The sequence below is a fragment of the Acinetobacter sp. 24-47-39 genome (assembly GCF_056783825.1).
Window position 1 is genome coordinate 1 of the sequence record NZ_JBWYIP010000002.1, and the last position, 22,727, is coordinate 22,727.

Below are 22,727 nucleotides of genomic sequence, written 5' to 3' on the forward strand. Positions count from 1 at the left end.
GTTGTTTTACCATGGTCAACGTGACCGATTGTGCCCACGTTAACGTGTGGCTTATTACGTTCAAACTTAGCCTTAGCCATGAGATCTTCCTCGTTTACGTCGAACACAATTCTAAGATTGTTCAGTATCGACCTGTCGCCAAAAAAATGACACTTTAAATACTTGAAAAGCAGACTAATAAGCCTGCTTTCTTTAAAACTTTGTAGAATTTTCTACTAAACTGTATATCTGGAGCTCTTATCGAGATTTGAACTCGAGACCTCTCCCTTACCAAGGGAGTGCTCTACCACTGAGCTATAAGAGCATTTAATACTTCGATGGAGCGGGAGACGAGGGTCGAACTCGCGACATGCAGCTTGGAAGGCTGCCGCTCTACCAACTGAGCTACTCCCGCATATTGGTAAGACACTAGATCGAAGTTTTAAAATTGGTGGTGAGAGAAGGATTCGAACCTTCGAAGCTTACGCGGCAGAGTTACAGTCTGCTCCCTTTGACCGCTCGGGAATCTCACCATTTACACTTACTTCAGTGTTGTTCTTTACTCGACTACTTAAACTCTCTAAGATGGTGCCGGCACACGGATTCGAACTGTGGACCTACTGATTACAAGTCAGTTGCTCTACCAACTGAGCTATGCCGGCGTTTCTTAGTGTTTCGTACGTTTCGTATCGGAACGGTGTGCAGTTTAGCAAAACTTGAAATCCGTGCAAGTGTTTTTTTCAAAAAAAACCCTAAAAACTCACAAAATCAATCCGTTTGATGATAATTCAACCGCTTTGATCACTGCGCGAGCTTTTATTTGGGTTTCATTCCACTCAGAATCAGGATTTGAGTCTGCAACAAGACCCGCACCAGCCTGCACATAAACCTTATTTTCGCGAATAACACAGGTTCTAATTGCGATAGACATGTCCATTTCACCATGCCAGCCTAAATAACCAACAGCACCGCCAAAAATTCCACGTTTTACTGGCTCAACTTCGTCAATAATTTCCATAGCACGAATTTTTGGCGCCCCAGAAAGTGTTCCTGCAGGGAATGTTGCTTTAAAAACATCCAAAGCATCTACGCCTTCCGCAACTTCCCCTTGCACATTAGAAACAATATGCATGACATGTGAATAACGTTCGATCACCATTTGATCAGTGACTTGCACTTTACCGATTTTTGATACACGCCCAATATCATTGCGACCCAAATCAATCAACATTAAGTGCTCTGCGATTTCTTTCTCATCGGAAAGTAAATCTTTTTCCAGCGCTAGATCTTCTTCTTTTGTTTTACCGCGTGGTCGTGTGCCCGCTAATGGGCGCACAGTCGCCACCCCATTTTCTAAACGCGATAAAATTTCTGGTGATGAGCCCACAATATAAAATGGCTTTTCATCACTAAGCGTCTTTCCTTGTACTAAAAACAGATATGGTGAAGGATTAAGATGACGTAATGCACGATATACTTGTAAAGGATCACCATCAAAGTCCGATACCATGCGATGACCAGGAACCACCTGCATCACATCACCCGCACGAATGTACTCTTTAACAGTTTCAATCGATTCTAAGAATTTTTCTTTACCTGTTAATGATTCAAAATGAGGGGCCGTGTGAGGCTTTGCCTGCAAGCTCACCGGTGTGGCAAGTAATGATTCGATTTCATCCAGCTGGGTTTGTGCTTTATTAAAAGCATCTGCATCCTGTGTATCCGCATGTACGATAATAAATAGCGTGTCTTTTAAATTATCAAAAACCACAACTGTTTTAGACAACATGAGCCATAAATCTGGCAATCCAACAGGATCAGCATCAGGAACGTTATTTAAGCGTGGCTCAATATAGCGTACCGCGTCATATCCCAAATAGCCCACCAAGCCCCCTGTAAAGTTGGGTAAATCTGGGAGTTCTGCTTTTGACGGCACTTTGAACTGCGATTGAAAGTCACGGATATACTGGAAAGGATCTTGGCACTCAAACGATTCGACTTGGCCATCAGCATGCTGAATTGTTAACTGTCCTTCATTACAAGAGAATACCGTTGACTCGCCCAGACCAATAATGGAATAACGCGCCCAGTTTTCACCACCTTCTACAGACTCAAATAAATAGGCTTGTTGATGTTGTTTTAAACGTGCAAATACTGACAATGGAGTATCAGTATCTGCTAAGCGTTGGCGATAAACTGGAATTAAGTTAAAACCTTGCGATTGAAGTTGTTGAAATTGAGTTGACGTTGTCATGAGGAATTCTCTGTAGTTTTCGATGCATATTGAATGTTCTATAAAGTCTGTGCTGAGAGACGCCATCGAAAAACATTAAAACTATTCATTCCTCTACCCTTCTTTATTTATTACAACTTATTTAGAAATCAACACAGTTAAATCATCAACTACTAGTTGCGGCTTACATAACTGAATATCATCACCATGATTATAACCATAGCTTACGACAATACAATCAATACCCGCACGGCGCGCTGCCTCTACATCATTCGATGAATCACCAATCATCAAGGTATTGTCCACATCAATTCCAAAGGCCTCAACACAATGCAACAAAGGTTTGGGATCTGGTTTTCTCACCTCAAAACGATCTCCACCCACCGTATCCACAAAATAGTGATCCATGTTTAATTCAGCTAATATTTTTCTAGCGGGTAATTCCGGCTTATTCGTGACACACACCATTTTTTTTTGATGAGCTCGACCCCACTCTAAAAATTCGATAATGCCGTGAAATGGACGCGTATCCACGCACGGTTCGGCATTATAAATTTCTAAAAAAGTATCCAATAATTGTTGATGCTCAGAAGGCTCTACACGCCCAGTCAGATGCATTAAAACACTCTGACAGAACAATGAAGTTCCTTTGCCAATCCAATTTCGAACTTGAGTTTCTGTGACCAAAGGCAGTTCTAATACATTCAAACTCATATTCATGGCACGATATAGATCAAATGCCGAATCAACCAAGGTTCCATCCAGATCAAAAAGAATTAAGTCACGCTGTTCCAAATTCGCAATATTCATTATTTTAAACCTAACAAAAAAGGCATGCGAAAGCATGCCTTAAAAAATCACATGCAACTTAGTTGAAAATAAACCAGGCAACCAGTGCCACAATCACTAACACCAATAATGCCATTAAGCCAATATTGGCATTTTTTTGAGTTTCCAACTCTTTTTCCGTACAAGCTGCAGGAATATTTACCTCACACGCTTCATGCTTATTGACAGTTGCATTAACATCAACTCCCTCAGGAATTGGCGCTGGTTTAGGAATTCCTACATTTTGAGGCATACCATCTCGTGTAAGCTGAACTGAGCTATCTCGCTCTTTCAGATCAGGCATACCCTGCTCAAGCATTTCAGCTGCTGCTGTCTTCTCTACTGCAACCTTTGAAGAAATTTCAGCTGTTGCGATTGCTTCGCTAGGCTGCTGAATATCTTGTAATGTTTGTGCAGATTGCGCAGGTGCTAAAACTAAAAATTTATGGCTAGCAAATTGCAGAATATCGCCATCTTTAACAATAGTTTCGCCTTCAGCAACTTTTGTATCGTTAATAAACGTGCCATTTGACGAACCTAAGTCTTGAACAGTGAGCACCTGCTCTTTTAGAAACAAAGCAGCATGACGACGTGATACATCTGCAGACTGAATCAAAATATCTGCATCTTGATGACGACCCACCAACATGTCTCGATCGATATCAACTTCTTTACCCGCAAATTCGCCAGTAATTGTTTGTAATTTCCAAGTCATAGTTTCGATCCATTATTCAAGTTTTGACATTTTAACATGGCTGTTTTCGAGATTCACATTGAACGCATGTTATCGAGATGGTCTCAATGTCGTGGTTGTGACCGTATTTTGTGTTCTTTGCACATCTTGTTTTGGCTCAATCGCGATAGGGGTTTCCACCACGACTTGGGCATTGTTTGTATTTGTTGTGGCAACTTGATTGTAAATCACAGGCTTTGGCAGCACTCGCGTTGATTTCACCACAGGATCCTGAGTCACGATGACATTTGGACGTTCAATCACACGCCCTACTGGCTTAGACTGTGCTGTTGGAGCAGTATAACGCTGTACCTGCGGCTCTACTGCTTGAGGTGTTGATGGCACTACGATAGGCTTGACGGGTTGAGGAGTACTTGATACAGGCAACCGCTGTTGGAAGATATCATCAACATTATCCGGTAACTTTTTAAATGTCCCATCACCATCCAGTGCTAACTGCAAACTGTATAAACGATCATAGCGTTGCTGTGACAATCTACGAATATCAGCCGTATCTCCTACGATTGTTGGATGAATAAAAACGAGTAGGTTTCGTTTCACATTATTCTTTGCATCTGCTCTAAACAGTCTACCCAAACCAGGAATCGAGCTTAGACCTGGGACGCCTTGACGCGTTAACTTAGTATCATCTGAAATCAGACCACCCAGCACAATTGTTTGACCATTTTCAGCCAAAATTGAGGTTTTTATGGCACGCTTAGTGGTCACCAAGTCTTTCGCCTCACCACTATCTGGCTTCACCGAGGATACTTCTTGTTCTACAGCAAGACGAACTGTTCCACCTTCACCAATTTGTGGAATAACCTTTAATGTTACACCAACATCTTTACGCTCAATTGAAGTATAAGGGTTTGCTGTTCCACCTGTTGTTGTCACAGATCCTGTCTGGAATGGGACATTCTCACCCACAACGATATAAGCTTCCTCGTTATCCATGGTGACAATCGATGGTGTAGACAGTAAGTTCGACTTGGTATTGGTCTTTAATGCCTGAATCAGTGCGCCATACAGTTTACGCGATCCATTCGCACCTTCTTTATATTCACCCAAGGCCAATGAAGCACCAGCTCCAATCAAACCAGCACCCGTAGCTACATTACCAAGGAATCCAGAAGCCAATTGACTCAGCCCTACACCCGCTTTATCAAAATTGATTACACCAATACCACTACTGATGTCACCTAGTGCCCACTGAACACCCAATTGATCTACGTCATTTCCTTCAACTTCAACAATAGCAGCCTCAATGAGAATTTGTTGACGACGCACGTCAAGTTGATGAATAGCAGATTCAATTTCACGCATGAGTTGAGGATCTGCTTTTACCACTAATGCATTTTGTGCACCATCAGCAATAATACTCACGCCATTACTATTAAAACTTGTAATGTCTTGTTGATTTTGATTTGAACCACTATTCAAATTAATCGCTGGGGTACTAACACTCCCATTTGAAGACGTATTACTCGAGGTATTATTAATTAATGAGTTACTAGCACTTGAATTGGAGCTTGCACTATTTGAATTACTGGTACTATTCACCGCCTGACCAGATACTAAACCTTGTAAAATTTCAGCCAAATTTTTTGCGCTTGCATACTTAAGCTTAAATACTTTTAGACCGCCCAAGCGATCAGCTGAAGGAACATCAAGCATTTCGATCATTTGACGAATGCGTTTACGAGTACTTGGATCACCCTTGATCAAAATCCGATTAGTACGTGCATCTGCAATAATACGTACTCGAGAACCTGAAATGTCTTTGGCACCACCCGTAGAAGACATTGAATCCAACAAAACTATCAGCTCTTCAGCTTGGCTAGACTGCAAGCTAATAGCTTCAATATCGTTTTGTCCCGTTCCATCTAAATTACGAATAATCGTTTCAAGCTGTGCAATATTATTCGCACGATCTGAGACTATAAGCGCATTTGTTCCTTGTACCGCCGCCAAATGCGCAAATTGCGGCATGAGTGGTCTTAACGCGGGTATTAGATCATTGGGGTTAGTATTTTCCAGCCAAATGACACGAGTGACCACTTGATCACCTCGTGCGTTCCGAGAGGCATCAAAAGGCACACCTGAATTTTTTACATTATTGTCAGGGACTAAGCGGATAGTGTTACCCGTAGGTACAGCAACAACACCATTAACGTTTAACACACCCAAGAACAGATCATAGACTTCAGCTTTGTTTAAAGCCTTATTTGAAATAACCGTCACATTACCCCGAACCCGCGGATCAACTGCGAAGTTTTTTCCCGTGATATCTGCAACTTCGTTGATAAATGCAGTCAAATCTGCATCACGCAGGTTAATTTTCCAAGTTTGCGCTTGCGCAGCGGTACTTACGACAGCCAATACTGGTGCTACTGCGACCATCGCCCAAAGTGACCGATTTCGATTAAAAAAATCCATAACTTGTTATATTTCCTAATACTTTATGCAAATTAACACATTTTAAAATTCTTGTTGGAAGGTCATCACTTGATCACCTCGTTTTACTTCAATGCGAACTTTACCTTCTCGTTTAGCCTGTTCTAGCAGTTGTGCATCGCTTTGTCCTTGACCGACTGATTGCCCATTCAAGGATAAAACGCGATCGCCAGGTCTTAATCCCAGTTTACTTCTCAAAAATGCAGGCGTTCGATCAGTGACTTCATAACCTTGACCACTGTCAGTGTTGACACCCATATTACTTAAGTATTGTTCACGATTTTCTTGAATTTGATTGATTGCCTGCCCAATGGCATTTTGAGTGGTCGTTTGACCAGAATTCGGTGTTACGTTAGCAGAATTTTGCTGTGCATCAGGTATCAGTGGCTGATTAAGATTTTCTATTCCGGTAAATCTCAACTCAGTCGTCGCACCACTTGACTGTTTCAATACCACATGATCCCAATATACTTCTGAAAGCTGATAAGAACTTCCTTCTAAGGTTTGTCCAATGGTATAACGATCAGCAACCTCTCGAACTTTAATCACGGCTGAAGATTGACTACTCGGCGTCGAAACCACAACCCCTTGCAACGTAAGCGCTAAATTAGCATCAGCAGCACTTACTTGCGCACCTGTTTCTTGAAACAATGAGAAACTCGATATATTCGGAACAGGAAGTTGCTGCGAACCTAATGCGACTTGCTCAACTTGCATGACTTGCGGTGGTGCAACCACCAACCAAAATAATGAAGCGAGCTTCCACATCATGATTAAAATCAGAACAAATAAAGTAAGTGGAGCAATTCGATCTAAATCTTTAAATGAAATTTGTGAGAACTTATCTTGGAATCCCTTCATTAGAAGCCTCCACTCAGCAGTGGCTGTCTCGTACTGACAACAAAGGTATCCAAACCAGCTTTACCATCATATGAAGGCACATTCATTAATAATCTTTGGGTCACCTGTGCATCCAACATTAATGCAGGATCTAAACTAAGGTTGGCCATTTTTTGCCCGCGCTGATCTTGTACATCAATGAGCAGTTTTCCAGCTTCGTCTGAAAATTGCCCTTTTAAGGATGGCATATTCATTCGTTCTTGTTTTTGGGCAAATGTATAAGTTAGCGTACCACCACCCCATTGCATCTCTCCGTCAGTTTTTGCAAAACCATCGTTTTGTTTGAATTGAAATGCTACATCCTTCAGTTGAATACTATTCTGAGGCCATTGCCAATCCACAAATGTTTTAAGTGTTTCAGGAGCAATATTTCCACTCATATTTTTGATAATTATTTTTTTCCCAAGCCCATAACCCACTACACCATTGAGTTGAGTCTGACCACTATGTATTTCTAAGTTGGCACCAGCCCTTAATAAAATCAGATCGAAAGGACGTGTTTGCCAGATGACAGAACCCGCGAGATTTCCTTTTTGCCAATCTGCTTGACCTTGCCAGATATTGCCACTGACATTTTTTAAAATTTGATTATTTTTATAAAATTTAGCTATAAGCCACGATGCTGGAACTTGTAAAAAAACAAATAATAAAAAAGCGAAGATAGCGACGCTTAACCACACCATTTTTTTTGATTTTTTTATCATTCCATGTATACCAACATCTAAGTCTAATTAACCGCAAAATGTTTGAAAATTTTCTATCTTGGTATTATGCATAATTTTTACACTTCTCCAATTCACTTATAAAAAAACCAAGCAGATTTGCTTGGTTTTTTTAATATTAGTGTCATTACATGACAAATCAGTGAAATTAGATAAGAAAATCTTCTAATTTGGCACCTTTTTCAAGCTCTGCAACCAACCAACGTGGCTTCTTTCCACGCCCTGTCCAAGTCTCCGCAGTATTATTTTTATTACGATAACGAGGCTCTACAGATTTACGCGTGCTTTTCTTACGCTTTTGTGCACCATATTCAATGAATTGCTCTAAAGACATACCCACTGATTCAGCAATTTGAGTAATCTGATGATAAGCATCTTCAATTTCCTGATCTTTCTTAGACTCGATCAAAGCTTGGGCTTCAGCAGTTAACTTTCTTAACTCTTCAACAGATAAATTACTAATATCAGGCATAACATTTACTCCAAAAAATTCAATATCATTATTAGATTTATAAAGCGTCATCTTATTGTTATAAATTATTTTAATCAATCCATCATGTTATTTAATATACATAAATAAAACAAATAATTTAACACATTAATTAACCGAGTCTATTTCTATTATTTTTTCTCTAATATGCTCTGGAATCAAAACCTTTTGCATTGTATTTTTATCCACGCAAACTATAACGGCCTCAGCAATTGCCACAATTTCATTCTGCTGCTCACTCCAAACTGTATATTCCATCCTGAAGGCAGAGTTACGCAATTCAACCACTTTAGTTCCAATGCGTAAATAATCAGGATAAAACACTGGTTTAAGATATTTACAACTATTTGAAGCCACAACAGTATTAATATTTAACGCTAAGATTTCTAATTGATTTAAATACTCTATTCGAGCAGTTTCAATATAGCGATAATAAATCACATTATTGACATGTCCAAAAGCATCCATATCACCCCAAGCGACTTTTTGATGGGTAATGACTTTGTACTCATTCATTTGTTTCATTCATCATTCTCATAACTTAAATTGAATAAATTTATTATGGGTCTCAAAGACACTGTTCAATTGCTGAGTTAATACAGCATCGCCTTTTAATACAGATTTAATTCTTAAATAGTTCATTAAAGGGTGATCAGGATATAATTGCAATAATGCCTCAGCATCCTGTTCACGATGAGTCGCAGTATAAATATGCCATTTAGAAAAACTCAAAATCGGTAATCCAGGATATTTCATTTCAAAATGATCAATCTGGTTTTCAAGCATTTCATAATCAGGATTTTGTTTTAACAATTGTTGTTGAAACCATAAATAAAAAATATCCTGATCGAACCGTTCTTCTAATAAAGACAAAGAAAGTTGAGTTTCATCAAAAGCCATCTCAGGAATGCGAGAAATAAGTTTTAACCATAACGATTTAATACCATATGAAGACGACACAATTTGATCACTCATTTGAGCATACCGAATTTGAATAAGCTCTAAATCTGTATTTGAAACGTTGTCAAAATCATTGAGTAGCTTTAAAAGCCATTTCTTTTTATGTTCCAAATCTAAATGACCATATTGCGTGGCTTTTAAATAATGCCATGGATATTGAATCGCAAATCTACCCCATAGATGATTCAACTTATGCTGATAAGCATCTTCAAGATCTTTTAACCAAGGTGACAGCATATGACCATGTAAAAACTCTAAATGGGTTAAAGCCTGATCTGGAAGCTCTTGAGCTAAATAAATTTCAATACGCTGGAGTTCAGCCAATTCAAAAGCATCTGCAGGACTTTGTTGTAAAACTCTCAACGCATCATCAATACGATCTTGCTTCAACCAAATACGAGATTGAATAACTTCTTTGAGTAATCCTGAGTTCTCAAACACAGGTTGTAAATATTCTCGCTGTTTTGTGTTGGCCTCCAAAACCCACAAAACACCTAATTTTTCATACGTATGTAACCTTGAAAAGTCTGTCACTTGTTGAATTTTACGCTGCTCTCTTGATCTCATCTTTCCAACCCAAAACCATAAAAGATGAAGAGATAAAGCAACGAATAGAAGAAAAAATGAAACAAACCAGAGGTTCGTTTGAATCTGAATACCGTGCCAAAGCATGTAAATATAACCTGGCCCTTCTTGATAACTCAGCACACTTAACACGGCTAATATCATTAAACCAACTAATGCATAAACTATAAAAATATGTTTCATGATTAGCCCTCTAAAATTGCTTTACTGTTCAATTTAGGGACAGGTAAAAGTTGTGCTTGTTTGAGATGTTTCGCTTTATTTTTTATTTTGATTGCCGCAGCATCAGGCAGTTGATCCAGTTCATCGATAATTGAGGTCAGTGCATTTTGATAATCAATGTAATGTCCTTGTTGTAGTGCTCTTTGAGCAAATAACACTCTCAATTGAACTTCTTTTAAAACTAATCTTCGATTAAGTAATACCGGCATCTGTTCATCAACGCGTTCAACTTTGAATACACGCTCAAACCATGAGGATTGCGAAGAGTTATCACTCGTGAGTTGCTGTACTTGTTGTTCATTTTTCAAATTTGCATCAATATTTTCAAGCAAGTCACCTAACTGAGCAATTTGAATATTTTTTGCCACAACATATTGTTGAATCATTTTTTGATCATGCTCAACAGCTCGATGCATTGAAACCTGCAATGTATCTGCCAAAGCCAAGCGCTCAACCAGTTGATCCAGTTGATTGAGTTGCTCAAGTGCATATACAAACTCATGTTGATCTAAGGCAAATTGAATTAGCTCTAATTTTTGACTTAAGAGTTTGATTGGATTGATTTCAGATTGAATTTCTTGTTGATTATTGTTTTGCTGAGGTGGATTGGATTGAGACGAAACCTGCTGATTTGAGCGCTGAATTGCTACCAACTGATCATTCAAACTTGCCACTAATTGCTCTGATTTATGTTGAGTTTGTTGTAGCAACTCAACTTTTTCTTGTAATGAAAAATGATCATAGCTGAGTTTAATCAACCAAATGATTAAGCCTAAAATGAATAGATATAAAATTTTCTTCATGAGTGCCTATGTTCACTTTCAAGCTGCGACAAAATCGTATCTGGCATTAAGTCCGCAATTTGAGTGATTTGAAATTTAGTATTTGAGGTCTGTTGATACATACACACGATCTGATATAAACGATCCGCTAAAACCAAGTAATGACCGTGTTGCATAAATACAGGATAATTTTTGCATAAACTCAGCCAATTTTTCCAACTGGCTTCACTACTAATCAATACAGCATAAGGTTGTGGATTTGCAGTGAATGCTTCAAGTAGATGTTTAAATTTATCTTGAGCATCACTTGGGCAGTAGCGGGAGTATAAAACAAAATTAAGTACTTCAATTTTAGCAGTACGACACTGCTGCATCATGAACTGACGGCCACCTTCTCCCCGCCAAAACGCAATACGTTTGAGATCAGCATTTTGTGTTAAAACCGGAAGACTTAACATTCCTTCAGATGTTTCAACATCTGGAACTAAACTTTTAACACCATATCGACTTAGAGCTTCAGCTGTTTTCCGGCCAACTGCAATCCATTTGATATGATTTAAATCGGTCAATCTAAGTCCCGATTTTTCGAGAAACTGCATGCCAACTTCAACGGCTGTTGGACTGACGACCACAATCACTTGTGCTGAAATTAATTGCTGAAAGAGCTGATCAAGTTCATCACTCCAATGAACAGCAGCCAACTCTAGTACAGATAACTCGATAGGCTCATATCCTGCACGTACCAGTGCCTCATTGAGAGGCTTAGCACGATCTGCAGGTCGAGTATTGATAAACTTCATTTCATTTTTTTATTTATACAGTGCTTTTAATAAATCAGCAGCACCTTGGTCAATCAAAGCTTTTGCTAGTGAAACACCCAACGTTTCAGCTTGTTCAACTGGACCTTCTACTTTAGCAACCAATAATGTTTGACCATCCACACTGCCTACGCGCCCCTCTAATTGAATCTGTTGATCATTTAAAGTCGCATATCCCGCAATCGGTACCTGACACCCGCCTTCCAAATAAGCATTAAATGCCCGTTCTGCACGAACACACGCATCAGTTTCTGCATGTAATAAAGGTCGAATCAACTCTAATACGCGTGCATCGTCACCTCGACACTCAAGACCTAATGCACCTTGGCCAACTGCGGGTAAACTCGTCTGTGCATCCAGCGTGTGTCGAATACGCTCTGCTAAACCTAAACGTTTTAAGCCTGCACTTGCCAGAATGATGGCATCGTAAAGCCCATCATCAAGCTTAGATAGTCGTGTGCCTACATTTCCACGTAAATCTATAATCTCAAGATCTGGACGGGCTTTTAAAATTTGACATTTACGACGCAAACTTGAGGTTCCTACTTTGGCACCAAGGGGCAAATCTTCAAACTTGCTATAATTATTCGAAACAAAAGCATCTAAAGGATCTTCTCGCTCGCAAATCACGGCAAGACTTAATCCTTCTGGGAGCGCCATCGGCACATCTTTCATGGAATGGACAGCCAGATCTGCACGACCATCAAGTAATGCAGCCTCAAGCTCTTTAACAAATAAACCTTTTCCACCAATCTTGGCTAAAGGAGTGTCTAAAATTTTATCACCTTGGGTCACAAACGTCACCAACTCAACTTTTAGGCCAGCATGTAGGGTCTCAAGTCGCTCACGAATATGCTCCGCTTGCCATAAAGCCAATGGACTTTGACGAGTTGCAATTTTTAAGGTTTTGATCATTTTAATGCTGCCAAACTTTAGACATCCTAAACTTACCCTGCTGTCCCAAAATTGCAAGTAAATTGTTCGGCAATCACTATAATTTTAGGCAACTAAATATTTTGAATTCTTTCTCTAAGCAAAGGTAAGTGACGGCGACTGACCGCCAATTTCTCTTCAAGTTCACGACAACGAACTTGATACTGGCCTGAAGCAACCAACTCCAATCCATCCAAATAATCCAATGCAATCAGCGCATTTCGATGAATTCGTATAAATTTATTTGAAAACTCACGCTCTAGATCTTTTAAAGTCTCATCAATCAACACACTGCCGTTTTTGTGTCGTACTGTTACGTATTTCTGATCAGCTAGAAAATAGTAAACATTTTCGATAGGAATGAGTTCAAGACCACGATACGTTTTCGCAGCGATTTGCTGACGTTGATGTTTTTCTTCCATATTTTCTTTTTGCTCTATATTCGACATTTGAGCTTGAGTAAGTTTAGTTAAATTATTGAGTGTATTTTCTAATTCTGATTTGATAATCGGTTTTAATAAATAGCCTTTCGCTTGTGCCTGAATCGCAGTCAAAGCATGCTCATCATAGGCCGTGCAAAAAACAATAGCGGGCATTGGGTTTAGCTGTGAAAGATGCTGAGCACATGTCAAACCATCCATTTCAGGCATTTGGATGTCAAGTAAAATTACATCAGGCTCATATTGTTGCACTAAGGTCAAAGCTTCTTTTCCATGGTGCGCAGTTGCAACAACTTGATGCCCCAATTGAGTGACCAAGCGAGATAAGCGCTCAACCGCGAGTGGCTCATCATCACAAATTAGGATGTCCATTGTTCCTCCTTGCTCAAGTTAACGTTACTTATTTTAATGTATTAACTTGATTTTATTTATATTGGTACTGGACTACAGTCGTGTAAATTCCATTACCTGCATGACTCCTAAACTGTACCGTATACCCATAGTGTGCTTTCAAACGCTGTTTCACGTTTTCTATCGCAATACCATTCCCCTCCCTATTGGCCATTTTATCGGCTATATAAGGGTTAGTAATGACTATAGTGACTTGATTTTGTAATATTTCAACCAATATGACAATCTTTGCATCAATTAACTTTTTCTCCACCCCATGAAAGATACTATTCTCAATTAAAGGCTGTAAAGTTAAAAAAGGAATACTTGCTTGGCCCAACTGCTCTGGTTGCAAGATATTCCATTCCACATTTAATCTCGAACCCAACCTTAGCTTTTCAACCGCCAAATAATGTTCACACAATTGGATTTCTTCTTTTAATGTGACAATTTTCAGCTCTTGAAAGCTTGCTCTAAACAACCTTGAAAGATCGATGAGCATTTGCTCTGCTTTATCTGGATCACTCCCAATCAGACTCACCACACTATTTAAACTATTAAAAAGAAAGTGTGGATGTATTCTTGCTTGCATGGCTTGAATTCGAGCATTCAATTCACCTTGTTGCTGCTTTAACCACTCACCCCGAACATAGATATATCGTAAACAAAAAGTGATCAACAATACGCCATAGCTCATGTGTAAAATCACATGATCAAATAAAAGTAACCATGAAAATTTTTGTAAAGAAAAGTTACTTCCCCAAAAAAACAGAAAATTCAAACTACAAGTAGTGAAGAGGATGATGAGTTCTAATAGTACAAATGTATAAATCGCAGACTGCAAAGTGGTTAGTTTTTGCCAAAACTCCCTAAATAAATCAATTACGGCAATAAAGACCAATACCACCCAATTGATATAAAGCACATACTTGATCACTTGTGATGTCTGTAAATTTGACCAAGACTGTGACTCTGCTAGGCACAGCAATAACGCCAAAAAAATACTGGCAATAAATAACTCTGCAAAATATTGCCATTGCCCAATACGTACAAAGAAATTCGCATCAATAAATTCTTGTTTATCTTTTGAAGAATTATCCATAGGCAAGACTTCGGCATCTTGATTTGAATTTGTTATACTGGATGCAAAATTACTGCTTTTTCTTTTACTGAGCCGACATGACCACATCTTCTAATTCCTCTAATCCGTCACAAGCCCAAACTTCAGGTATGTGGGGCGGTCGTTTTTCCGAAGCAACTGATGCCTTTGTCGCTGAATTTACAGCATCTGTCCAATTTGACCAACGCTTTTATAAACAAGATATTGCAGGTTCAATCGCACATGCAACGATGTTGGCAAAAGTCGGTGTACTCACTGAACAAGAGCGTGATGACATCATCGCAGGCTTAACCGCAATTAAAGCGGACATTGAAGCTGGCAACTTCGAATGGCGTATTGATTTAGAAGATGTTCACATGAACATTGAATCTCGATTAACACAACGTATTGGGATTACAGGGAAGAAATTACATACAGGTCGTAGCCGTAATGACCAAGTAGCAACGGATATTCGTTTGTATGTACGTGATGAAATTGATGCCATCCTAGGGTTATTACACAAACTGCAAAAAGGCATTCTAGGTTTGGCTGCTAAAAATACAAATACAATTATGCCTGGCTTTACCCATCTTCAAACTGCACAACCTGTGACGTTTGGACATCATTTAATGGCATGGTTTGAAATGCTGGTACGTGACTCAGAACGCCTGATTGACTGCCGTAAACGCGTGAATCGCATGCCTTTAGGTTCTGCTGCGCTTGCAGGTACCACTTATCCAATCGATCGTGCTTATACAGCAGAACTTTTAGGATTTGAAGCAGTTGCAGAAAACTCATTAGATGCTGTATCTGATCGTGATTTTGGTATTGAGTTTAATGCTGCGGCATCACTCATCATGATGCACTTATCTCGCATGTCTGAAGAATTAATTCTTTGGACATCTGCACAATTCAAGTTTGTGAATATTCCTGACCGCTTCTGCACAGGCTCTTCGATTATGCCTCAGAAGAAAAATCCTGATGTACCTGAACTTGTTCGTGGTAAAACAGGCCGTGTATATGGCGACTTAATGAGTCTACTTACCCTCATGAAAGGTCAACCTTTGGCATATAACAAAGACAACCAAGAAGATAAAGAACCACTATTTGATGCTATCGATACAGTTCGAGGCTCTTTGATGGCTTTCGCAGACATGATTCCTGCACTTGTTCCAAATATTCCTGAAATGCGCGAAGCTGCGCTGCGTGGTTTCTCAACAGCAACCGACCTTGCTGATTACTTAGTGAAAAATGGTGTTGCATTCCGCGATGCACATGAAATCGTCGGTAAAGCAGTTGCGCTTGGCGTACAAGAAGGTAAGGATTTATCAGAACTTACGCTTGAACAACTTCAACAATTCTCTGATTTAATTCAAGCTGACGTCTTTGAAAAAGCATTAACTTTAGAAGCTTCTGTCAATGCACGTAACCACATCGGTGGAACAGCACCTGCTCAAGTTGAAGCAGCAATTGAGCGTGCTCATACGCGTTTAGAAGCTCTTTACGCTTAATTTCTGATTTTATTTTTGGAGTATTGATATGTCTCGCCAAGTATTTTGCCGTAAGTATCAAAAAGAAATGGAAGGTTTGGATTTTGCACCATTCCCTGGTCCTAAAGGTCAGGAACTATTTGATAGTGTTTCTAAGCAAGCATGGGGCGAATGGTTAAAGCATCAAACTACTTTAATCAATGAAAAACGTTTAAATGTCTTTGAAGCTGATGCAAAGAAATTTCTTGAAGAACAACGTGAAAAGTTCTTCAACAATGATGAAACTTTAGAAAAAGCTGAAGGCCTAAAGCCTGAGTAAAAAAGAAAGCACTGCTTTTCTTTTTTACGTAAGATAAGGACGAAGTCCGCGTAGGCTTTAATCTAAAAAGAATCCCCATCTTTGGGGATTCTTTTTTATGCGTTACTTTAAAAATTAGGCAAGAAAAACACAGAAGGTGTGCACAGGCTTTAATCCCAAAAGAATCTGCGTAATAGAGGTCCTTTTTTATGGGACATCAAATAAATATCAATGGAGTCAAAATTTAGCTGACGAAAGAAGTGCTTGTGGTGGATTTAAAATATGACCTAATTGGTAAACTCCATCCATATTTAACTGCATCTCCATTCGGTCAACACGAATTGGGCCAAATTTAATGTAAATCTGCCGATTTTGAAGATCAAACCGCTGCTCCAAAACCTGTCCATTGAATTGTAAAGAGTTCATAGATGTTAAGTCCATAAGCGCTTTAAAAGGTTGCTCTTCATCCTTTATATAATGAATCCTTTTTCTATCACTCACAAAATTTTCTAAATGGTTTAAATCCTGAGATTTAAAAGATGTAATTTCACGAATTTGAGATTCCTCAATACCTAAAGCATTGACCAAACTTAACTGATCGTCTGGCAGTAATTTAAAATGCCCATTGTTAGGATGTGCCGCCCAACTCATACTCGAAAGACCCCAAGCACAGATTCCCCACAAAACTTGCTTAAATTGTCTCATTCCCCATCGCTCTCACTGAACGTAATAAAAGCCATCTTTAAAAACATTTCAGCCAAACACAACTACCATTTATCTTAAATATCATTTACTTAACAAGAGTTGTTAGACTCACGTCACAGACAAATCTTTTTTATTGATATTTATCTTGCTATCTAAAAAAGACTGCATAAATGTAAAGCAGAAAATAGACACATAAGATGATTATGAGTTATCAATTTCATCAGAGTAGGCTAATCTCTGTATTAAAATTAACCACCATTTGAGCGCATCATGTTTATCATTCGTCCTTATATTGAGACTGACTTAGAAGACATCATTCAACTCTGGGAAAGATGTGATCTAACACGACCATGGAATAATCCGGAAATTGATATTTTTAGGAAGGCTGCACAAAAAGATGACTTATTCTTGGTGGCTGTGAAAGATCAGTTCATTATCGCAACATTAATGGGTGGTTACGACGGTCATCGCGGGTGGATCAATTACCTCGCGGTACATCCCAATCATCAACGGAATGGTGTTGCTACAGCGTTGATTCAACATTTGGAAAAAAGATTGATTGCACTTGGTTGTCCAGAAGTTCAGCTTTTAGTGCAAAAAGAATTTATTGATATTCAAAACTTTTATGAACAATTGGGATATGACGAAAAAGAAGTTGTATGCCTTGCTAAAAGACTCATTCACGACCATTAAGAAATTTTATAAAACAGGAGCATTTATCAATTTACCGATCCGTAAAAATATTGGGAATCGAATATTAAATTTATGACCGGTATCATTATTCAAAGTTAAGGCATATTGGCTCATCTGATTTAAGATTTGTGTCGCCTGATTATTGGCTTGCGTATTTTGTTTAAGATATTTCTTTAAAGCTGACCATGTATTTAAATAATCAATCAATTGATCAATCCGCCATTTACAATGCATGTGCTGCTCACAGGTCGGGATTTCTTCAAAAGGAAATGGAATCGTTTGATATTTCAGATCAATATAGTGACGCTCACTCTCCCAATATGTTTTCAATACTTGGTGATATAGCTTTTCAATACAGCTTTGAAGCTCCTCATTCTCCACTTCAATAAGCCCATATCCAATCACTGCAAAGACACCCTGGGGCTTCAGTGTTCGATAGACCTCTTGAAAAAATAACTCGAAGTCAAACCAATGAATGGCTTGGGCAACTGTAATCAGGTCAAAACATTGTGCTTTAAAATTGCTATGTTCAGCATTATCAATTCGGTAAATTACATTATCTATTGCTGGGGCTTGCTGAAGTTGTGCTGCGCTTATATCCGTTGCAATGACTTGATTAAAATGCGGAGCCAATAAGCGGGTGAATTGTCCTGAACCTGCCCCGCAATCCCAAGCCATTTCATAGTTCTGAACATATTTGAAGATTTCGTCAATCACACTTTGTGGATAACTTGGACGAGCTTGTTGATAAAGCTCACTTTGATCAGAAAATAGGTCTTTCATTTTTTATTCTGAATTTGATCGAGAAATCAACCTTAGCACATCAAAAAAAATGGATGATGAATGACTTCGATTCATTTTGTATTATTTTATAAGCAAAAAAAATCCTCAACATTGTTGAGGATTTTTCGAATATGGTGGCGAGACCCAGGATCGAACTGGGGACACACGGATTTTCAATCCGTTGCTCTACCAACTGAGCTATCACGCCGATGGGGTGTATTAAGCCGTAACTGAGCTCAATAGTCAATAAAAATCATGCATTTTTTATTTGTTCGAGTAAATTTTACCCAAAAAAAAATCTCTGATGGGATCAGAGATTGAAAATACAAATTCTTAAAAGAATATGGTGGCGAGACCCAGGATCGAACTGGGGACACACGGATTTTCAATCCGTTGCTCTACCAACTGAGCTATCACGCCGATGTCGCGTATTAAACAGTTTCATCTCGATATAGTCAAGCAAGTTTTTGGGATATTTAAACAAATGGATGTTTTTAAAACAACATTTAGATTATTCGATGTAAATACATACAAATCCAATAAAAAAAGCCAGTATTGACTGACTTTTAATATTTAAAATCGAACAATAGTTTTAAATTTTTTCCAAACTACTTAAACAACGATGTATTGCACCACATCCAGGCTCAAAATGATTAACGCCTTTCTCTTCTTCCATTCGACATGCTTCACTCACTAAGCGCTCTGCGACACCACGTCCACGGTTAGCCGGATGAACTACGATATTTTCAAGCGTTCGACTTTCACCTTGTCCAGTTGACCAAATGGCCCCAATGATCTTTGTATTAAATTCTGCCGTGTAAAGTAAGGTATACTGAGCTAAGTTTTGCTCAAGTTGTTCAATGGCATCTTGTCCGTCACTAAATTCTGGACTGGTGTCATATAAGCGCTCAAGCTGTTCACGAACTTCAACATTATCAAGCGAAGTTATTGCATGTACGGTTATAGGCATTGATTAACCCTCCTGAGCAATCTAATATGCTGTCACTTTCGTGACATCGAAAATCTACATTCATCATTTTTAACGTTTTTGAGGAACGTGTCTATGACGCAACGTATCAGTGAAGTGGTAAGAAACACAAACGAAACCAAAATTCGTGTTCGCGTGAATCTTGATGGTACTGGTCAAGGCACCCTCAATACAGGTGTTCCATTTTTAGACCATATGATCGACCAAATCAAGCGTCATGGTTTATTTGATATCGATATTCATTGCGACGGCGATTTAGAAATTGATGATCACCATACAGTAGAAGACTGTGGTATTACCCTTGGTCAGGCATTTGCACAGGCTTTAGGTGACAAAAAAGGTTTACGTCGCTATGGTCACTTCTATGCACCACTTGATGAGTCCTTGAGTCGTGTCGTTGTTGACCTATCAGGCCGCCCTGGCTTATGGATGGACATTCCATTTACGCGCGCGCGCATTGGTACTTTTGATGTCGACCTATTCTCTGAGTTTTTCCAAGGCTTTGTGAATCACGCATTAATGACACTCCACATAGACAATTTGAAAGGTAAAAATAGCCATCACCAAATTGAAAGTGTATTTAAAGCATTTGCACGAGCACTTCGTATGGCTTGTGAAGTAGATCCACGTGCAGAAAATACTGTAGCTTCAACCAAAGGTACTTTGTAATGACCCGTATTGCCCTTCTTGATTATGGCATGGGAAATCTTCACTCAGCAGCAAAAGCACTTGAGCATGTTGGTGCAACCGTTGATGTGACCAATGATCCTAAGCTGATTGCTCAAGCAGATAAAATTGTGTTCCCAGGCGTTGGTGCAATGCGTGATTGCATGCAAGGTATGCACGAGGCTGGCATTGACGAGGTTGTACGCAATGCCGTTTTCAACAAGCCTGTCCTTGCGATTTGTGTCGGCATGCAAGCTCTGCTGCAACACTCTGAAGAAAATGGTGGTGCAGATGCATTAGGCATTTTTGATGGTGCTGTTAAACGCTTTCCAGATATTGAAGGTTTAAAAGTTCCCCATATGGGTTGGAATCAGGTACACCAAGCAGATCCAAGCCATCCAATGTGGAACAACATTGATCAAGATGCTCGTTTCTATTTCGTACATAGTTTCTATGTTGAACCGAAACAATCTGAGATCATTGCTGCGACATGTAACTACGGTTTGGAATTCTGCACCGCAATCCATAAAGATAATTTGTTTGCTACGCAGTTCCATCCAGAAAAAAGTCATACAGCTGGCTTACAGTTGTTGAAAAATTTTGTAGAGTGGAAAATTTAAAGCCATAATAAAGCTCACTGTTTTCAGTGAGCTTTTTTTCAGACTTTACTCTAAATATCTTTTACGACAAAGCCACCTTCAATTGGCTCAACAGTTACTTTAATTTCTGCTTTTAGATTCAGCGCAGCATAACGACTTTTAAGTTCTGAAATTAATTGTTCTGGCGTTGCATCTTTTAAAGCCAACTCATCCTTCAAAGGATACTGTTTAAAACTTTCTGATTTTTTACCATCTTTAGCGTCTGAAACCCATCGTTCTGCAGCACTCAGTACTTTCGCTAATTCAACTAGATGTTGAGCATTGGCAGGAGTTGACTCTTGCACCCATTTCGACAGCGTTTCCTTAGAGACTCCCAATGCATTCACCACATCAGTCGGTTTAATGTTTTTCTCTTTGATCAATTTTCTAAGTTTTTTAGCACCTTCGCTAAATAAATCATCTTCTTGAACTGCCATCGCTTCTGTCCAAATCTTATTCACTGTCTGCAGTCTCAATTTAACATTAAGCCTATGCAGTTGAGTCTAATATTGCCAAACAAATCAGATGAAATTGAAATTATTTTCAATATAGATAATTCACAAATAAAAGTGTGATCTAATTTTTCTCATTACTCAGTTTGAATTAAAAAAGAAAAATAAATTGACCCAATGATTAATTGTTAACTTATGTAAAGACAATGAGCACCAATTTTAATCATTAAAAAAATACACAAAATTCACAAAATCAATCAACGAATCGAACAAGTTGGCATTTTAGGTATTTACACCATGCTACTCGATAATATTCATGCATTATAAGTGTACATTTATTCTATCAAGCACCAAATTAAACCACAATAAATAATTGATTTTGTTAACATTTTTAAACATTACCCTTGTGTTGTATTAAGTTGCTGTTTTTACGGCATATCTTCAAAATTATTCCACTTATATTGTTTTTTTTCGATTTGTCTGAAATTTTTTTCTTTGTTAATTATGAACTTGCTGAAACAACAAAGATCCAACACTAACCACATATATTTTGGAGCAATCTGCACATGTTTAAACTTTTTACTGGAAAAATCAGTGGCGTTCTAAGCCTTGCTTTACAGGGAATTACGAAAGCAGTTGGTTTTATTCTAGAAACCGTAACGACAGTTGTAGATACCGTTGTTGACACAGTAGGGACGCTGACCAAACCATTAACGGATAAGTTAACAGAATTGCCACTGATCGGAGATACAGTGGAATCGGTACTCAATCTTGAAAATAATTTACTAGGAAATTTAAGCGGAGGCTTACACGCTATCGCTGATGATTTTTCGAAGGGAGATCTATTAGGGGGCATTAATACTGCATTGAATGGCACTACTGCAACTGTAGGCCAAACCATCAAAGATGTTTCAAATGTTGTAGGTGAAGTCGCTGGTTTAGCCGATCCCGTGACCGACCTGCTCAGCCAAGTGCCAGGTTTAGGTGCTGTCGTAGATGTTGTCGGAGAAACTTCTTCAAATCTTTTGGGATTCGTGAGTGAAACGGGAGATTATGTCGCAAGTACCAAACCTCTTGATCTCGTGACTGGTCTCATTGATGATCCTTTAGGCAGTGTCACAGGAACATTAGGAGATGTCTCAGGAACATTGGATAATTTACTGGATGATTTATCGCCTGTAACAGATGCTCTGTCATCGATTCCTGTCGTGGGTGATCTTGTAGGATTCACGGGAGAGATCACAAATGCTTTAGGTGCAATCCCAACCAGTATCACACCAACCAGCTTTGATCTAATCTCTAGCTTAGATACAACACCATACATTTAATTCAAAGTTCGTATAAAAAACCGTCAACATTGTTCTGACGGTTTTTTTTCATTGTTACTTCGCTCATTTGATGTTTCTTTGCTAAGATTGCTGCGAATAAACTCCAGAATACTGG

General features: G+C 38.8%; 24 protein-coding genes, 6 tRNA genes and 1 pseudogene. 6 read left to right on the plus strand and 25 right to left on the minus strand.

What is annotated here, in order from left to right:
• The 19 genes and pseudogenes from AC1M9C_RS02675 to AC1M9C_RS02765 form a co-directional block, all read right to left on the minus strand.
• Positions 1–80, minus strand: a pseudogene (locus AC1M9C_RS02675) (hypothetical protein); the annotation flags it as partial.
• A gap of 149 nt (positions 81–229) precedes the next feature.
• Positions 230–304, minus strand: a tRNA-Thr gene (locus AC1M9C_RS02680).
• A gap of 14 nt (positions 305–318) precedes the next feature.
• Positions 319–394: transfer RNA gene (locus tag AC1M9C_RS02685), tRNA-Gly, on the minus strand.
• Positions 395–428: 34 nt separating this feature from the next.
• Positions 429–512 (minus strand) — tRNA-Tyr (locus tag AC1M9C_RS02690).
• Positions 513–565: 53 nt separating this feature from the next.
• Positions 566–641 (minus strand) — tRNA-Thr (locus tag AC1M9C_RS02695).
• A 98-nt stretch (positions 642–739) separates the two neighbouring features.
• Entirely contained in the window at positions 740–2,233 is a 1,494-nt protein-coding gene (trpE, locus tag AC1M9C_RS02700) for an anthranilate synthase component I (RefSeq protein WP_179999025.1), read from the minus strand.
• Between the two features lie 117 nt (positions 2,234–2,350).
• Positions 2,351–3,022, minus strand: a complete 672-nt coding sequence (locus tag AC1M9C_RS02705) for an HAD-IA family hydrolase (protein WP_481953188.1) — start codon at positions 3,020–3,022, stop codon at positions 2,351–2,353.
• A gap of 58 nt (positions 3,023–3,080) precedes the next feature.
• Positions 3,081–3,755 carry an FHA domain-containing protein gene (locus AC1M9C_RS02710; RefSeq protein WP_481586824.1) on the minus strand — a complete coding sequence of 225 codons (675 nt, stop codon included), beginning with the start codon at positions 3,753–3,755 and terminating at the stop codon, positions 3,081–3,083.
• A 69-nt stretch (positions 3,756–3,824) separates the two neighbouring features.
• Positions 3,825–6,212: a type II secretion system secretin GspD gene (gspD, locus tag AC1M9C_RS02715; protein WP_481586825.1), complete on the minus strand. Its 2,388-nt coding sequence runs from the start codon at positions 6,210–6,212 to the stop codon at positions 3,825–3,827.
• Between the two features lie 42 nt (positions 6,213–6,254).
• Positions 6,255–7,091: a type II secretion system protein N gene (locus AC1M9C_RS02720; RefSeq protein WP_481586826.1), complete on the minus strand. Its 837-nt coding sequence runs from the start codon at positions 7,089–7,091 to the stop codon at positions 6,255–6,257.
• Positions 7,091–7,834, minus strand: a complete 744-nt coding sequence (gene gspN / locus AC1M9C_RS02725) for a type II secretion system protein N (RefSeq protein WP_180028789.1) — start codon at positions 7,832–7,834, stop codon at positions 7,091–7,093. Before gspN ends, AC1M9C_RS02720 begins: the two co-directional genes overlap by 1 nt.
• A 166-nt stretch (positions 7,835–8,000) precedes the next feature.
• Positions 8,001–8,324 (minus strand): H-NS histone family protein, encoded by a 324-nt coding sequence (locus tag AC1M9C_RS02730; protein ID WP_035267603.1) that lies wholly within the window; start codon positions 8,322–8,324, stop codon positions 8,001–8,003.
• 126 nt (positions 8,325–8,450) lie between these two features.
• Positions 8,451–8,867, minus strand: a complete 417-nt coding sequence (locus tag AC1M9C_RS02735; protein WP_481586827.1) for an acyl-CoA thioesterase — start codon at positions 8,865–8,867, stop codon at positions 8,451–8,453.
• 9 nt (positions 8,868–8,876) lie between these two features.
• Positions 8,877–10,070, minus strand: coding sequence for a heme biosynthesis protein HemY (locus AC1M9C_RS02740; RefSeq protein ID WP_481586828.1), 1,194 nt, complete (start codon positions 10,068–10,070; stop codon positions 8,877–8,879).
• A 2-nt stretch (positions 10,071–10,072) separates the two neighbouring features.
• On the minus strand, positions 10,073–10,912 hold the full coding sequence (locus AC1M9C_RS02745; RefSeq protein WP_481586829.1) for a hypothetical protein: 840 nt from the start codon (positions 10,910–10,912) through the stop codon (positions 10,073–10,075).
• The gene (locus AC1M9C_RS02750; RefSeq protein ID WP_481609762.1) at positions 10,909–11,691 is read right to left on the minus strand and encodes a uroporphyrinogen-III synthase; all 783 of its coding nucleotides are present in this window, start codon (positions 11,689–11,691) and stop codon (positions 10,909–10,911) included. Before AC1M9C_RS02750 ends, AC1M9C_RS02745 begins: the two co-directional genes overlap by 4 nt.
• A gap of 9 nt (positions 11,692–11,700) precedes the next feature.
• Positions 11,701–12,621 (minus strand): hydroxymethylbilane synthase, encoded by a 921-nt coding sequence (hemC, locus tag AC1M9C_RS02755; protein ID WP_481586959.1) that lies wholly within the window; start codon positions 12,619–12,621, stop codon positions 11,701–11,703.
• A gap of 95 nt (positions 12,622–12,716) precedes the next feature.
• Entirely contained in the window at positions 12,717–13,454 is a 738-nt protein-coding gene (locus AC1M9C_RS02760) for a LytR/AlgR family response regulator transcription factor (protein ID WP_481586831.1), read from the minus strand.
• A gap of 52 nt (positions 13,455–13,506) precedes the next feature.
• Complete coding sequence (locus AC1M9C_RS02765) at positions 13,507–14,661, minus strand: sensor histidine kinase (protein WP_035267548.1); 1,155 nt, start codon at positions 14,659–14,661, stop codon at positions 13,507–13,509.
• On the opposite strand from AC1M9C_RS02765, the gene argH reads away from it, so the two are divergent.
• Positions 14,652–16,082 (plus strand): argininosuccinate lyase, encoded by a 1,431-nt coding sequence (gene argH / locus AC1M9C_RS02770; RefSeq protein ID WP_481953189.1) that lies wholly within the window; start codon positions 14,652–14,654, stop codon positions 16,080–16,082. The two genes, AC1M9C_RS02765 and argH, sit on opposite strands and share 10 nt — an antisense overlap.
• Before the next feature lie 28 nt (positions 16,083–16,110).
• Entirely contained in the window at positions 16,111–16,380 is a 270-nt protein-coding gene (locus AC1M9C_RS02775) for an oxidative damage protection protein (RefSeq protein ID WP_035267550.1), read from the plus strand.
• Positions 16,381–16,596: 216 nt separating this feature from the next.
• Here the strand turns inward: AC1M9C_RS02775 and AC1M9C_RS02780 are convergent, their stop codons facing one another.
• Positions 16,597–17,064, minus strand: coding sequence for a hypothetical protein (locus AC1M9C_RS02780; RefSeq protein ID WP_481612709.1), 468 nt, complete (start codon positions 17,062–17,064; stop codon positions 16,597–16,599).
• Positions 17,065–17,334: 270 nt separating this feature from the next.
• Here AC1M9C_RS02780 and AC1M9C_RS02785 point away from each other — a divergent pair, with 270 nt between their 5' ends.
• Positions 17,335–17,757, plus strand: a complete 423-nt coding sequence (locus AC1M9C_RS02785) for a GNAT family acetyltransferase (protein ID WP_179999046.1) — start codon at positions 17,335–17,337, stop codon at positions 17,755–17,757.
• Between the two features lie 6 nt (positions 17,758–17,763).
• Here the strand turns inward: AC1M9C_RS02785 and AC1M9C_RS02790 are convergent, their stop codons facing one another.
• The 4 genes from AC1M9C_RS02790 to AC1M9C_RS02805 all read right to left on the minus strand — a co-directional run bounded on the left by AC1M9C_RS02790 (position 17,764) and on the right by AC1M9C_RS02805 (position 19,510).
• Positions 17,764–18,540, minus strand: a complete 777-nt coding sequence (locus AC1M9C_RS02790) for a class I SAM-dependent methyltransferase (RefSeq protein WP_481586833.1) — start codon at positions 18,538–18,540, stop codon at positions 17,764–17,766.
• Positions 18,541–18,672: 132 nt separating this feature from the next.
• Positions 18,673–18,748, minus strand: a tRNA-Phe gene (locus AC1M9C_RS02795).
• A gap of 136 nt (positions 18,749–18,884) precedes the next feature.
• Positions 18,885–18,960: transfer RNA gene (locus tag AC1M9C_RS02800), tRNA-Phe, on the minus strand.
• A gap of 172 nt (positions 18,961–19,132) precedes the next feature.
• Positions 19,133–19,510 (minus strand): GNAT family N-acetyltransferase, encoded by a 378-nt coding sequence (locus AC1M9C_RS02805; RefSeq protein ID WP_035267556.1) that lies wholly within the window; start codon positions 19,508–19,510, stop codon positions 19,133–19,135.
• A gap of 93 nt (positions 19,511–19,603) precedes the next feature.
• Here AC1M9C_RS02805 and hisB point away from each other — a divergent pair, with 93 nt between their 5' ends.
• Together hisB and hisH are read left to right on the plus strand one after the other, a co-directional pair.
• The gene (gene hisB, locus AC1M9C_RS02810) at positions 19,604–20,197 is read left to right on the plus strand and encodes an imidazoleglycerol-phosphate dehydratase HisB (RefSeq protein ID WP_035267557.1); all 594 of its coding nucleotides are present in this window, start codon (positions 19,604–19,606) and stop codon (positions 20,195–20,197) included.
• The gene (gene hisH, locus AC1M9C_RS02815) at positions 20,197–20,814 is read left to right on the plus strand and encodes an imidazole glycerol phosphate synthase subunit HisH (RefSeq protein WP_035267559.1); all 618 of its coding nucleotides are present in this window, start codon (positions 20,197–20,199) and stop codon (positions 20,812–20,814) included. The genes hisB and hisH overlap by 1 nt, the downstream gene beginning before the upstream one ends.
• Before the next feature lie 50 nt (positions 20,815–20,864).
• Here the strand turns inward: hisH and AC1M9C_RS02820 are convergent, their stop codons facing one another.
• Positions 20,865–21,293 (minus strand): helix-turn-helix domain-containing protein, encoded by a 429-nt coding sequence (locus tag AC1M9C_RS02820; RefSeq protein WP_228133253.1) that lies wholly within the window; start codon positions 21,291–21,293, stop codon positions 20,865–20,867.
• Between the two features lie 557 nt (positions 21,294–21,850).
• Between AC1M9C_RS02820 and AC1M9C_RS02825 the strand changes: the two genes are divergently transcribed.
• A complete protein-coding gene (locus AC1M9C_RS02825) occupies positions 21,851–22,612 on the plus strand; it encodes a hypothetical protein (RefSeq protein ID WP_481586834.1) in 762 nt (253 codons plus the stop codon).
• Positions 22,613–22,727 lie beyond the last annotated feature (115 nt).